1 protein-coding gene is annotated in these 261 nt (G+C 39.5%); it reads right to left on the bottom strand.

Annotation, left to right across the window (positions count from 1 at the left end; all coding sequences use genetic code 11):
* Positions 1–261 (bottom strand): hypothetical protein (locus SB765_RS30850; protein ID WP_410932650.1); only part of this gene is annotated, 261 nt, incomplete at both ends.

Below are 261 nucleotides of genomic sequence, written 5' to 3'. Positions count from 1 at the left end.
CTAAAATTGGGTCTATTTTTCCCGCTTTTGCTTGAGCGGTTAAATCTACGGTAAATTGATCTAAGCTTGGTGTTTTAGATGAACCATTTGCAGGTGTTGTAGCACTTGCAGTTGTGGTATTACGTTCTTGCGATTGGGCAACAATTTCAGGCCATGCATGTAGTAGTTGTCCAGGTTCTATATTATTGAAAAGCTTGCTACAACGCGTTACTAAACTAGACAAGGTATCGTCTTTTGTAAGCGTGTAAATAACGTAAGCAC

This window comes from Pseudomonas sp. SIMBA_067, assembly GCF_046534675.1.
Taxonomy (GTDB): Bacteria; Pseudomonadota; Gammaproteobacteria; order Pseudomonadales; family Pseudomonadaceae; genus Aquipseudomonas; species Aquipseudomonas putida.
This window is presented reverse-complemented; position numbering and strand designations above follow the sequence as displayed.